The 12,653-nt window shown below is 37.4% G+C and carries 10 protein-coding genes; 6 read left to right on the top strand and 4 right to left on the bottom strand.

Features of this window, described 5'->3' with window-relative positions; translation table 11 throughout:
- Window position 1 precedes the first annotated feature (1 nt).
- Window positions 2-445, bottom strand: coding sequence for an SsrA-binding protein SmpB (smpB, locus tag M0R16_09350; GenBank protein ID MCK9613086.1), 444 nt, complete (start codon window positions 443-445; stop codon window positions 2-4).
- Between the two features lie 26 nt (window positions 446-471).
- On the bottom strand, window positions 472-1,257 hold the full coding sequence (locus M0R16_09345) for an outer membrane beta-barrel protein (GenBank protein ID MCK9613085.1): 786 nt from the start codon (window positions 1,255-1,257) through the stop codon (window positions 472-474).
- A 145-nt stretch (window positions 1,258-1,402) separates the two neighbouring features.
- On the opposite strand from M0R16_09345, the gene M0R16_09340 reads away from it, so the two are divergent.
- The 6 genes from M0R16_09340 (at window position 1,403) to M0R16_09315 (ending at window position 9,883) form a co-directional block, all read left to right on the top strand.
- On the top strand, window positions 1,403-3,184 hold the full coding sequence (locus M0R16_09340) for an acyl-CoA dehydrogenase family protein (GenBank protein MCK9613084.1): 1,782 nt from the start codon (window positions 1,403-1,405) through the stop codon (window positions 3,182-3,184).
- 154 nt (window positions 3,185-3,338) lie between these two features.
- On the top strand, window positions 3,339-4,184 hold the full coding sequence (locus M0R16_09335) for a rhomboid family intramembrane serine protease (GenBank protein ID MCK9613083.1): 846 nt from the start codon (window positions 3,339-3,341) through the stop codon (window positions 4,182-4,184).
- Window positions 4,177-5,127 (top strand): rhomboid family intramembrane serine protease, encoded by a 951-nt coding sequence (locus tag M0R16_09330; GenBank protein MCK9613082.1) that lies wholly within the window; start codon window positions 4,177-4,179, stop codon window positions 5,125-5,127. The genes M0R16_09335 and M0R16_09330 overlap by 8 nt, the downstream gene beginning before the upstream one ends.
- Window positions 5,128-5,131: 4 nt before the next feature.
- Entirely contained in the window at window positions 5,132-6,280 is a 1,149-nt protein-coding gene (locus M0R16_09325) for an endonuclease/exonuclease/phosphatase family protein (GenBank protein ID MCK9613081.1), read from the top strand.
- Window positions 6,277-8,298, top strand: coding sequence for an excinuclease ABC subunit UvrB (uvrB, locus tag M0R16_09320; protein ID MCK9613080.1), 2,022 nt, complete (start codon window positions 6,277-6,279; stop codon window positions 8,296-8,298). Before M0R16_09325 ends, uvrB begins: the two co-directional genes overlap by 4 nt.
- Complete coding sequence (locus tag M0R16_09315) at window positions 8,288-9,883, top strand: T9SS type A sorting domain-containing protein (GenBank protein ID MCK9613079.1); 1,596 nt, start codon at window positions 8,288-8,290, stop codon at window positions 9,881-9,883. The genes uvrB and M0R16_09315 overlap by 11 nt, the downstream gene beginning before the upstream one ends.
- Here the strand turns inward: M0R16_09315 and murD are convergent.
- Complete coding sequence (gene murD / locus M0R16_09310) at window positions 9,878-11,245, bottom strand: UDP-N-acetylmuramoyl-L-alanine--D-glutamate ligase (protein ID MCK9613078.1); 1,368 nt, start codon at window positions 11,243-11,245, stop codon at window positions 9,878-9,880. The genes M0R16_09315 and murD overlap by 6 nt on opposite strands.
- Window positions 11,245-12,615 carry a hypothetical protein gene (locus M0R16_09305; GenBank protein ID MCK9613077.1) on the bottom strand — a complete coding sequence of 457 codons (1,371 nt, stop codon included), beginning with the start codon at window positions 12,613-12,615 and terminating at the stop codon, window positions 11,245-11,247. Before M0R16_09305 ends, murD begins: the two co-directional genes overlap by 1 nt.
- Window positions 12,616-12,653 lie beyond the last annotated feature (38 nt).

Raw genomic sequence — 12,653 nt, 5'->3', positions numbered from 1 at the left:
ATCATTCTTTCTGGTTTATTTCCCTTTTCAAATCTTTTTCTTTCAAAGATTCCCTTTTGTCGTATGAGTGTTTTCCTTTAGCAAGTGCGATGGTAATTTTTGCCAGGCCTTTTTCATTAATAAAGACCATCACAGGCACAATGGTGAAGCCTTTTTCGCGTACTTTTCCCAACCATTTTTTTATTTCTTTTTTGTTCAGCAGCAGTTTGCGTTCCCTTTTGGGTTCATGGTTTGAATAAGTTCCGTAAGAATATTCTGCAATGTGCATATTGAGAATAAACAATTCATTATCCTTAAAGGAACAATATGCATCATTGATGCTTGCCTTACCTTCACGCAATGATTTTATCTCCGTACCTGTAAGCACAATTCCGGCATTCAGTTGTTCCAGTAAAAAATATTCAAAAGATGCCCGGCGGTTTTTTATCTGTATTTTACTTTGCATAAGCCGGATTTAACCAAAAGCAGTTGTCAGAATTGAGGCATGGGGTTTTTGACGTTATAAATCTTCTTATAATAATAGTCGTACATGGCTTTATCGGTAACTTTGTAAGTCAGATAAATTCCTAACCCAGCCGACAGCATGTTACGTGTTATACCCTGATAATAGCTGTCTTTATAAGATAAAATATTGTAACGGAAAGTTGGTTCCAGTGTCAGTGATAATTTATCAGTAAGCGGCACTGAAACAAACAAACATCCCAATGCCTGAATATCAATATCCCTTCCTGTTTTTTCATGTACAATTTCTTTGTGGTCTTCAAAAAATGATACCTGCTGCTTGCCTAAAGAAAATACTGGGGCTACACCAACGCCTATCCCAAAAGTAACTTTTTTGGAACGAACGATATCCACTTTTAAAAGAACAGGAATGTTTAATGAATAATATCTGTATGATTTGTGATAATCTGTGATGCTTAATATCGAATCTCTGTAATTCCAAATAGTGTCGGGCAAAGTGCCTGTTCTGTATCCCTGACTGTGTATAAAAATACCAAATTCCAAAGATAATATTTTATAAACGGGGCGATTTACAGAAAAGCCCAGAGTATATCCGCAACGAGGCAAATCAATTTTTTTCATGGAATCTACACCCACCATAGGATCAATAGTGCTTCCCTTTATAAACTGTGTGTTGTAATCAACAGAGCCGTATATGCTTACACCCCAATAGTTTGTATCTGCATCCATTTCCTGAGAATAGGCAAAAACAGAAACAATAAAAAGGTTGGCAAAAATGATTAAATATTTTTTCATATATTTTTAAATACGGTTTCAAAAATACTATTTTTTTATTTACAGGGAAAATAATGTTAATATGTGCTCAACAATCAAAATCAAAAATCTTATCCAAAAGTATTAACTTTGCAAAACTATTATGAACCTATAATACCTGAATAACATGAGCAATAATCCTAATTACCTTAAAGGCGGTGAATTTCTTACCAGAGACGTTGAGGATATTTTTATCCCTGAAGAATTGAGTGAAGAACAAAAAATGATTTCCGGCACCTGTGATGATTTTCTAAAAAAAGAGATTTTTCCTTTATTAGACGAAATTGACGCAAACAAAGCGGGAATGATGCGTGAACTGCTTAATAAGAGCGGAGAAATGGGGTTGCTGGGCATATCGTTGCCTGAAGAATATATGGGTTTCGGACAATCTTTTACCACTTCGATGCTCACCAGCGACCGATTTGGCGCCGGTTTTTCTTTTGCCGTGGCATATTCTGCCCACACAGGCATTGGTAGTCTTCCAATTTTATATTATGGCACCGAAGAACAAAAACAAAAATACCTTCCAAAACTTGCAACCGGAGAAATGGCAGGGGCATATTGCCTTACTGAACCCAATGCCGGCTCGGATGCCAACTCCGGAAAAACAAAAGCCGTGCTTTCTGCCGATGGTAAACATTATACTTTAAATGGCCAGAAAATGTGGATTACCAATGGTGGTTTTGCCGATGTGTTCACGGTTTTTGCCAAGATTGATGACGACCGCATTTTAAGCGCATTTATTGTGGAACGCAACTTCCCTGGAATCAGTTTTGGTGCGGAAGAGAAAAAAATGGGCATAAAAGGCTCATCAACGGTGCAGATTTTTTTCAACGACTGTCAGGTCCCGGTAGAAAATTTATTAGGTAAACGCGGCGAAGGTTTTCGCATTGCCCTGAACATTCTTCATATCGGTCGTATAAAGCTTGGAGCCAATGTCCTTGGCGCCTGCCGTAATACCATCAATTATTCCGTGAATTATGCCAATGAACGCAAACAGTTTGGCTCACTGATTTCATCTTTCGGAGCGATACAATACAAACTTGCCAATCAAGTCATAAAAGCTTTTACTATTGAATCAGCAGTTTACCGTACCAGCAAGTATATTGATGAAACTATTGAAAATGGTATAGCCACCGGTAAAGATAAATCTCAGGCATACCTCGAAGCCATTGGCGAATACGCCATGGAAGCGGCTATACTTAAAGTTTTTGGTTCAGAAGTGCTGGATTATATTGTTGATGAAGCAGTTCAAATCTATGGAGGCATGGGCTTTTCTGCAGAAATGCCTGTGGATAGATGCTACCGCGATTCACGCATTAACAGGATTTTTGAAGGCACCAACGAGATAAACCGTATGGTTTGTACCGACATGCTGCTGAAATTTGCAAAAAGAGCCGACTCCAAAATATTTGTTGAAAGCAAAGCTATATTTGATGCTATCGGGAATATTTCAAATAAAGCCATAGAAAAGGATGATTTTTTTGAATACTTTAACGAAGTAATTAAAAACTTCAAAAAAATCACCCTGCTGTTAATGTATCGTGCTTATGAAACGCTCGGGAAACAATTCAATACCGAGCAGGAAATCATGATGCATATCGCCGATATGCTGATACAAACCTACGCTGCAGAATCGGTTGTATTGCGCGTCAAAAAACTTATGGATATGCATGCGGATGATAAAAAAATCCTTTACAAAGACATCGTGGATGTTTTTCTTTACGAAGCCGCTTCTCAAATCAGGAAATCCGCTGCCGATACCATTTTTTCTTTTGCCAGTGATGCTGAATTTTCGCAACTTCAGCATGCCGTTGAAACATTGTCGTCATTAAAGCCTGTAAATATTAAGGTCGCCCGAAGGAATATAGCGAAGAAACTTATTGAAGAGAACAAATATTGTTTTTAATTCTTCTTGTACATATATGTAAACATGCTTATCTGGAAAATGATTTTTAAACTTATTGTCAACTGAACAATAAACAAGCTACAGCCATGTTTTATATCCTGAAAAAACAAGTATCTTTGCAAATTAATCCACATAGAACTACTTCTATATACGCATGAGTTTTGAACGTTACAGTCCGACGGGATTTCGTATGCTGCCCCCGGTAGTAAAAAACCTCCTGATTATTAATGGAATATTTTTTCTTGCTACTATGGGCCTTGGCACTGCTTTCAATATTGACTTATATGAAAAACTGGGACTGCATTATTTCAGTGCTGAAAAATTTTCGCCTTACCAGTTTGTAACATATATGTTCATGCATGGCAACTTCATGCACCTGTTTTTCAACATGTTTGCCCTCTGGATGTTCGGATATGTGTTGGAAAATATCTGGGGGCCAAAAAAATTTTTAATTTACTATTTCTTTACGGGTATTGGTGCTGCAATTACTCATTACGTTGTAATTTATTTTCAACTCAACCCTGTCCTTGATGCTATCAATGTTTACCTTGCCAACCCGGGTCATGAACAACTGAATGCTTTTATGAACTCGGGTTATATGGACAAACCCCTTAAGAACTTTATTTCACAATATAATGTTATTGTTCATGAAGACCTAAGCAAAGCCATAAACTACTCTGTTGATTTTGTTACGCAATATAAAACCGACCTGCTGAATGCGCCTGTTGTTGTTGGAGCATCGGGAGCTGTGTTTGGTATTTTGCTTGCTTTCGGAATGATGTTCCCCAATACAAGAATCTATGTTTATTTTGCCATACCTATAAAAGCAAAATGGTTTGTAATACTATACGGGGCGCTGGAACTCATTTCAGGTTTGTCAAATTTCAGTGGAGACAACATTGCACATTTCGCCCACTTAGGAGGCATGCTATTTGGATTTGTTTTACTTATGTTTTGGAAAAGAAAAGGTAAACGACAAAAGCAGGAACCTTATGAATAATTACCAAAATCCTTTCGGGTTTAAAGGAAATAATTATGGCAACCAAAGCCCTCCCTCTCCTTTCGACGGAATTAAACGCTTTTTTGGCAGCAAAACTATTCTGTCAAGGCTGATAATTATCAATGTGGCAGTTTTCATTGTAATCGGGCTCATCAGGCTCACATTAAAGCTGTTCCTAATTTCTCCGGCCACCGGCATAGATAATATTACATTTTTTACCTACTGGTTAGGAGTGCACTCAAATACGGTGTTTCTTCTAAAAATGCCTTGGACAATTCTAACGTATATGTTCCTTCATGAAAATCTCTGGCATATTTTCTTTAACATGTTGATGTTGTATTTTGGAGGGATTATCTTCACAGAATACCTGAGCGGTAAAAAACTTTTGCTGACATACCTCTTGGGGGGGCTCACAGGAGCTGTTTTTTACATTGTGTCGTACAATATCTTTCCTGTTTTTGCCGAATATAAGGCAAATTCAGTAGCGCTGGGGGCTTCGGCATCTGTAATGGCTATCATAATAGCTATAGCAACTTACATCCCCAATTATACTGTTCGCCTGTTTTTCACAATACGAATTAAGTTTAAATGGGTGGCAATTATTTTTGTTATTTTAGACCTTCTAAGTATTGAACAGGGAAATCCGGGAGGTCATATTGCTCACCTCGGTGGCGCTTTTTTTGGCTTCGTTTATATTTTCTCACTAAAAAAAGGTTTAATTGCCAGAAAACTATTTAACCCTATCAGAAAATTATTTTCCAGAAAACCCAAAACCAAAACAAGTTTTACCAACAAGCCCAAAACCGATGATCAATACCGCTATGAACGCAAGGTACACGAACAACGTATTGATGCCATACTGGACAAAATAAAACAATCGGGGTACGAAAGCCTCAGCAAGGAAGACAAGGAATATTTGTTCAAAGCCAGCAAAAACAAATAGAATTATGGCTAAAAAAACAAAAAAAAAACTGAACATTTTTTTTAAAATCCTATTGATTATTAATGTTCTTTTTGTCTTGTTGCTTCTTCTTTCCTTCAGCGCTTCATTTATTAACCCAAAGGACTTCTGGCCATCATCCTTTGCAGGTATTCTTTACCCCCATTTTTTATTTATCAATATAGCTTTTGTCATTTTGTGGGTTTTTGTCAAACTTAGGCTCACTCTTGTATCTCTACTGCCTGTATTAATAGGATACAGTTACATCGGCTCTTTTGTACAGTTTAACTCCGGAATTTCAGAACAAGGAAAAAGAGATTTTTTTAAAATCATGTCGTACAATGTGCATAATTTTGATTTATATAATTACAAAAAAAACTGGCAACTGAGCTTCGAAAAACGAAACGAAATTTTTTCTTTTTTAGAAAAAGAACAACCGGACATTTTATGCTTTCAGGAATTTGTTAATGACAGAAAAAATAATTTTAAGACCATTGACACTCTAATAACTTTTTTAAAAGCAAAAAATGCTCATGCGGAGTATTCAGTGGTTTCTCGAAACACCAATGAGTTTGGCCTGGCTACTTTCAGTTCTTTCCCTATAGTAAACAAAGGTGTAATAAAATTTAAAAATTCGCGAACCAATTTTTGCATCTTCACCGATATATTGAAAGGCAAAGACACCTTGAGAGTTTATAATGCCCATTTCCAATCATTACATCTAAGCAACAACGATATCGAATTTGCCGATAAAATTGCTTCAGGAACTACCGAAGGCAATAACGATGAAATTAAAGACAAATCCATGCACATACTGCGTTTTATGAAACGTGCTTTTATCAAGCGGGCTGCACAAGTAGAAATTGTGGCAACGCATATCAAGAAATGTCCCTATCCTGTTCTGTTATGTACGGACCTCAACGACACACCTTTTTCTTTTGCATATCATCAATTTACAGCCTTGCTGAGTGATGCTTTCAGGGAAGCCGGTTTTGGGCTTGGAAGCACATACAGTAAGATTTATCCGTCATTTCGTATTGACTATATTTTTATTTCATATAATTATCAGGCAGCAAACTTCAAAGTTGAAAAATCGGATTATTCAGACCATTATCCGATAAGTTGCTTTGTATCCAGGAAAAAAAATAATCCATGAAATTTGAACTCACATCGGAATTTTTCCCAACCGGCGACCAACCAGAGGCCATAAAGGAATTATCTGAAGGTATTTTCCGTGATGACGACGCTCAAATACTTCTTGGAGTTACCGGCTCTGGAAAAACTTTTACCATTGCCAATGTGATTCAACAGGTTCAGCGCCCCACACTGGTGTTAAGCCATAATAAAACTTTAGCCGCACAGCTTTTTGGTGAGTTCAGGCAGTTTTTTCCAAAAAATGCTGTGGAATATTTTATTTCATATTATGATTATTACCAGCCGGAAGCATATTTACCGGTTACCAACACATATATTGAAAAAGACCTTTCTATCAATGATGAAATAGAAAAACTGAGACTCAGCGCCACTTCCGCTTTGTTGTCAGGAAGGCGTGACGTAATTGTTGTATCTTCGGTTTCGTGTATTTACGGCATAGGCAACCCCGAAGATTTTGCAAACAATATCATTCGCCTTCAGGTTGGTGAAAAAGTCAGCATAAAAAAATTTCTCCAGGCACTGGTTAACATTTTATATTCCCGAAACGACATCGCTTTCGGCAGGGGGAATTTCCGTGTCAGGGGTGACACTATAGATATTTTTCCTGCTTATGCAGATTTTTGCATCAGGATTTGCTTTTTCGGTGAAGAAATAGAAGCTGTTGAAACTTTTGAGCCTGTCAACGGGCGCTTTATTGAAAAACTCGATTCCATTTCGATATATCCTGCCAACCTTTTTATTTCCTCTCAGGATAAAATGAAACAGGCTGTTGCAGAAATACATTCGGACATGATAGCGCATGTGGCTTATTATAAGGAAATGGGTAAACACATAGAAGCCCAACGTATTGAAGAACGCGTTTCATACGACATGGAGATGATGCGTGAACTTGGCTATTGTTCAGGTATAGAAAATTATTCACGTTATTTCGACGGGCGCAAACCCGGCGGCAGGCCTTTTTGCCTGCTTGATTGTTTTCCTGACGATTATTTGATGGTTGTGGACGAAAGCCATGTAACCATCCCGCAGGTTAGAGCCATGTATGGCGGCGACCGCTCACGCAAGCAAACATTAGTAGAATATGGCTTTAGGCTGCCATCAGCCATGGACAACCGTCCGCTGAAATTCGACGAGTTTGAGCAAATGTTGAACCAGATAATTTTTGTCAGCGCCACGCCCGCAGAATATGAACTTCAGAAATGTCAGGGTGTCGTTGTTGAACAACTGCTCAGGCCCACAGGTTTGCTTGAGCCCATCATAGAAGTAAAACCAAGCATCAACCAGGTTGATGACCTCTTGCATGAAATCAGCCTGCGCGTCAAACAGAATGAAAGGGTACTGATTACAACATTAACAAAAAAAATGGCTGAAGAGCTCACCAAGTACATGCAGAAACTTGATATAAGATGTAAATACATTCATTCGGAGGTTGACACTATTGAAAGGGTTGAAATTCTAAGGGAGCTGCGTACAGGCGAAATTGATGTACTTGTCGGAGTGAACCTCTTACGCGAAGGCCTTGACCTGCCGGAAGTTTCTCTGGTTGCCATCCTTGATGCAGACAAGGAAGGCTTTTTGCGTTCAGAGCGTTCATTAACGCAGACAGCCGGCCGTGCCGCCAGGAACATCAATAGCAAAGTGATTATGTATGCTGACAAAATCACTGAGTCCATGCAGCGTACTATAGATGAAACAAACCGCAGGCGTGAAAAACAATTGAAATACAACACTGAACATAACATAACACCCACTCAGATTTTCAAATCCAAAGAGTCAATACTTGGGCAAACACGGGTAGCTGACAGCAAACAATCCGGGGCAAAACCTTACATTGAAAAAGAACATTCCGATGTAGCCGCCGACCCCGTGATACAATACATGGACAAAGCACAACTGCAGAAAGCCATTACGAAAACCAGAAGCGCTATGGAAAAAGCCGTTAAAGCGCTTGATTTTCATGAAGCTGCCCGGCTTAGGGACGAAATGTATGCACTTGAGAAATTACATAATGAGAAATAAAAACAAAACTTTTTTATTATCACATTATACCTCCATGAAACAAATATCCCTCTCCTTTCTTATTATCATTTTTCAGTGTTATTTATCATTTTCTCAAAATTCATTTCAAAAACTTATTGGCATACGATTTCCGGGAGAAGCCAGGTCGTTCTGCCTTCCGGATGATTCATCCATTATGATTCTTTGCGCAGGAAGTCTTGTAAAAACTGATACTAACGGAAACATTATCTGGGTAAAAAATTATCTTGACCCCGGTATTTACGGAAAAAACATGATTATAAAACTGAATGACAACGGCTTTGTGATGCTTTATGAAATACTTTCAGGAGGTTTTGGTGAAAGCGATATTGGTGTTTTCAATGTAAGTAGCGAAGGATTAATTAACTGGATAAAATATTACGGCACAAATTTATTTAATTCACCCTCTTATATATTGGAGCTGCCTGATAACGACTTCATGATTACAGGACAATCAAACAGCTTTAGAGAAATAAATAAGCATGAGGGCACCAATATATTTCTCATGCGAATAGGAAAATACGGGGAACAATACTGGCAACGCTCTTACGGAAGCATGTCCAATGATGATGATGCAAAAAAAATTGCACATTCCTCTTTCGGAGGTTTTATCCTTGCAGGGAAAATATCCTCACAAAACGCATTACTCCGAACCGATGACAACGGATTGCTGAAATGGGCTATGACATATAATTACGGATGTATTTATGATGCAATAGAAAACCCTGTAAACGGAAATATTTATGCCTGCGGGGTGTCATCACCCGATAATCTCCGCAATGCCAGCTACGTTTTTGTGCTTAACACGGATTCGCTTGGAAATGTAATATGGGCAAAAAAAATAGGGAATCATTATAACGACATCGCTTATTCCATAACTGCCGATGAAAGCTTTTCACATATCTACATTACCGGCGAATACTTTACAGACTCCTTATCACAACCAAAAGCACTCATTTCAGATATTGATGCTCAAAACGGCGACATTTTGTGGTTCAACCTGTATGGCTCTGATGAAAAAAATGTTTTTTACGACAATGTGCTCTTTCGTGGGAATTCTCTGATAAACCTAGGATATTCCGATTTCGCCGACACAAATTATCGTAATATTTATCTGGTTAAAACAAATCTTGAAGGAATTTCCGGCTGTAATGAGAGCATACTCATTCCGGAAGTGGATTCATCATTAAATATGAATGCAACCCCGGCTTCAATTAATATCGACACCGGAGATATATGGATAATGACTTTTTGCAGCCCACCGGATTATATCCAGAATTATCATGAGCTAACTCTTTGTATGAGCAGTATTGATATTAATGAGAACGAAATTTCTCCGCTTGTTTATCCCAACCCTTGCAATGAAATGCTTCATATCAGGTATCATGATATGCATGAAACCAAGCTTGAAGTCTATAATACTTTCGGACAACTGGTAATGAATGAATCTATATCAGGAAATTCAGCTGCTATAAATGTTTCCGAATTCACTTCTGGTATCTATTTTATTAAAATCACCGATGGCAAAAAAATATTTTCTCAAAAAATTGTAATAAACAGCTTATAGCCTGATGAGTTTTTTAAAAAGGGTGCCTCTTTCCTCAAAGTTTTTGAACATCCCATAACTTGCTGCTGCCGGCGACAACAGGCATATCTTATGAGGAGTTGTTACTTTTTTTGCAGTAATCACTGCATTTTCAAAATCATCAAAATAGAAAATCTTCTTTGAATGGTAGTTTTTCTTCTGAAATATCTCATGCAAGCGTTTTCCGGCAGTATCTATTAATATTACATTTTCTATATTGGTTTTTTCTAAATAATCCACAAAAGGATCATAAGATACTCCCCTGTCGTAACCGCCAAGTATCAATGTGTTTACATTTTTTAAAGTACTTATGGCGGCAACAGCAGCTTCAGGTATGGTAGCAATTGAATCATTATAAAAAATTATGTCGTTAAATGTCCCGGCGTATTCCATGCGATGTTCCAAAGGTTTAAATGCTTTTATTGCATTTATCATTTTTTCTGCAGGAATTTCAGCAATGTACCCTGCACATATTGCAGCCATAATATTCTGCAGGTTGTGAACTCCGGGTAAATTATTAAATCCCGTTTTGTATGTCTGTATCTCTTTTTCGGCAGCTTTAAAAATTAAAGTTTTTTCTTTTAAATAACAGCCTTTGGTAACTTCATTTTTTAATGAATATCTCCAAAAATTCCTTTTAATCCCTGCTTTATATAACAATTCAACTATTCTTTCATCATCAGCATTATAAATGAGATTATCTGCTTCTTCCTGAAATCGTGTTATGCTAAATTTTGCCTGCTGATATGTATCAAAAGATTTGTAATGGTCGAGATGTTCTTCATATAAATTAAGAAATACAGCCGTTTTGGGGGAGATTCTTGTCTGCTCAAGCTGATGAGAAGATAATTCGTAAACAATGAGGGTGTCTTTATTTATTTTATCAATAAGGTCGAAAGGAGGAATTCCGATATTTCCTGCCAGCTGGCAGTTTGGGGACCATGAACTGATTATGTGATGTATCAGGCTTGAGGTAGTGCTTTTGCCTTTTGTCCCGGTAATGCCAATTATCTGATTCCTGAAAAATCGAAAAAACAACTCAGTATGAGATGTGAACTTTGAAAAGTCTGTGATACCGATCTTTTCAGGTGAAATGCCAGGAGTTTTAATAATAATATCGAAATCAGACAGGCCTTCCAGATAGTTATTTCCTGTTTGAAGTTGGATATTTTTATCGTTTTTTAGTATCTCAAAGTGTTCAATACACGCTTTTTCATCGGCGATACATATTTTCATTTCAGGAAATAACATTCTGATAAGCCTGAAAGTTGATTTTCCTTCAATGCCAAAACCCAATATAAGTATTTTTTTTCCTTTAAAATATGTCTTCAGGTGGTTCAGCATTAAACATATTTTTTTAAGATTTCTAACTCAGCTGGGCTAAGAAAATGTTCGTTCCCCAATTTTTTTATAAGTGTTTCCGCTGCCACATCTTTGTAACGGAAATATGCATGGCTTTCTTTATAGTCTTGTAACAAAAGAGGCAGCTTCCCGCTATATTTTTTCATAGTCATGATAAGTGCAACATTCACTTCTTCAATGGTTCCAACACATTCAAAAGGTTTCACGGGTTCATTGCCTGTAAGCTGATTTAAATAATATTCCATGAATGCTTTATCCAAAAGATTTTCACCGAATATTTTTTTAAGTTCTCCTTCATCCAAAAAAGGAGATAAAATAATGTATGTAAATAAACATTTTGGGCAATTGCAACACCATTCATCCTTTTTACTTCCTGCATTGCAACTTTTAAAGCCCGGGAAATACTTAGGCATGGATGAAAAAACGGAAGCAATCTGTATTTCATGCAAAGGCCTTAAAAAACTAAAATAATTAATACTGCCCGTGATGTATTCGTTCACATAACTACGGAAGTCCCTTTCAAATGAAAAAGTTTTCGAATACTGATGGTTTACAAAACTACCCTTCACAGTGGACTCATTGGCACTCGATTCGTTTGAAAGTGCAATATTTTTTTTTCCGCTTAGTGCGGAAGCCAGTAAAGAAACAAAAGCCAGTAAAGCTGAGAAAGGCGTATGCCCGTTTAAAAAGCCCAGCTTATTAAGCTGAAGCAATTGTGGATGGATGCTGCGGAGAACAGTAACACTTTCATTGCTGCTGAAGCCGGCAGTTGCAATGCAATCGTCTATAGCCTTTCTCGGGTTAATTACAAAAGGGGTAACAGAGTTTTCTTTTTTCAGTATTTCAAGCGTTATGGCAGAATCTTTTCCGCCTCCAACAGGAACCAGATAGGCAGGTTCTGTAATAATGTCAGTTTTTGTTAACTTTCTGTTCTGAGATGATTCAATTCTTACAAAGGATTCAGCATCTGTCGTGATTCCATTCAGGTAAAAAAACTCGCCCATGCCTTTGTAATACAGATTTTTCCACCATTGTAGCTGCCGGGCTTCGAGATAAAAAGGCTTCACCATGATTTTGGGCGGGCAAGCTGCTTTCCAGTAGCTTATCATTTCTATCATGCCAATATGAAAAATCAAATTCTCCAGCAGTGGAACCGGGATATTTTGGATGTTGACAGCCTTATTGGGAAGAAAAGAAATTTTAGGAGAAAATTTAAACTTGTCAGCTAAATTAAAGTGATATACAATATGCAAGCCTGTATCATCAACATTATAGATAAAGTCCTCATAAATAAAAAAAGGGTATTTTTTACGAAGTTCAAAAAATTTTGTATTATTGCCGCTTGCTGCCAATTGTGTTGGTATTATTTTTGATTATGATACAAAAGCAA

The sequence above is a fragment of the Bacteroidales bacterium genome (assembly GCA_023228145.1).
Classification (GTDB): domain Bacteria; phylum Bacteroidota; class Bacteroidia; order Bacteroidales; family CAIWKO01; genus CAIWKO01.
The sequence above is the reverse complement of the archived record's forward strand: the minus strand, read 5'-3'. Positions and strand labels throughout refer to the sequence as shown.

Bases quoted from the DNA above. Each gene is read 5' to 3' on its own strand.
- smpB (MCK9613086.1), bottom strand. From the start codon at position 445: ATGCAAAGTAAAATACAGATAAAAAACCGCCGGGCATCTTTTGAATAT.
- M0R16_09345 (MCK9613085.1), bottom strand. From the start codon at position 1,257: ATGAAAAAATATTTAATCATTTTTGCCAACCTTTTTATTGTTTCTGTT.
- M0R16_09340 (MCK9613084.1), top strand. From the start codon at position 1,403: ATGAGCAATAATCCTAATTACCTTAAAGGCGGTGAATTTCTTACCAGA.
- M0R16_09335 (MCK9613083.1), top strand. From the start codon at position 3,339: ATGAGTTTTGAACGTTACAGTCCGACGGGATTTCGTATGCTGCCCCCG.
- M0R16_09330 (MCK9613082.1), top strand. From the start codon at position 4,177: ATGAATAATTACCAAAATCCTTTCGGGTTTAAAGGAAATAATTATGGC.
- M0R16_09325 (MCK9613081.1), top strand. From the start codon at position 5,132: ATGGCTAAAAAAACAAAAAAAAAACTGAACATTTTTTTTAAAATCCTA.
- uvrB (MCK9613080.1), top strand. From the start codon at position 6,277: ATGAAATTTGAACTCACATCGGAATTTTTCCCAACCGGCGACCAACCA.
- M0R16_09315 (MCK9613079.1), top strand. From the start codon at position 8,288: ATGAGAAATAAAAACAAAACTTTTTTATTATCACATTATACCTCCATG.
- murD (MCK9613078.1), bottom strand. From the start codon at position 11,245: ATGCTGAACCACCTGAAGACATATTTTAAAGGAAAAAAAATACTTATA.